Below are 266 nucleotides of genomic sequence, written 5' to 3' on the forward strand. Positions count from 1 at the left end.
ACATGTCTTGCGGAAGTAGTTCAGTGGTAGAATACAACCTTGCCAAGGTTGGGGTCGCGGGTTCGAATCCCGTCTTCCGCTCCAATTTTCAATATGACATGCCGGGGTGGCGGAACAGGCAGACGCACAGGACTTAAAATCCTGCGGTGGGTGACCACCGTGCGGGTTCGACCCCCGCCCTCGGCACCATATGCGCCCGTAGCTCAATTGGATAGAGCGTTTGACTACGGATCAAGAGGTTAGGGGTTCGACTCCTCTCGGGCGCG

At 57.1% G+C, this 266-nt stretch carries 3 tRNA genes; all 3 read left to right on the plus strand.

Annotation, left to right across the window (positions count from 1 at the left end):
- Nucleotides 1-9: 9 nt before the first annotated feature.
- The 3 genes from MR079_RS28755 to MR079_RS28765 all read left to right on the plus strand — a co-directional run bounded on the left by MR079_RS28755 (nt 10) and on the right by MR079_RS28765 (nt 266).
- Nucleotides 10-84, plus strand: a tRNA-Gly gene (locus MR079_RS28755).
- A 16-nt stretch (nt 85-100) separates the two neighbouring features.
- Nucleotides 101-189 (plus strand) — tRNA-Leu (locus MR079_RS28760).
- 3 nt (nt 190-192) lie between these two features.
- Nucleotides 193-266, plus strand: a tRNA-Arg gene (locus MR079_RS28765).

The sequence above is a fragment of the Bacillus cereus group sp. BfR-BA-01381 genome (assembly GCF_022663555.1).
GTDB lineage: Bacteria > Bacillota > Bacilli > Bacillales > Bacillaceae_G > Bacillus_A > Bacillus_A pacificus.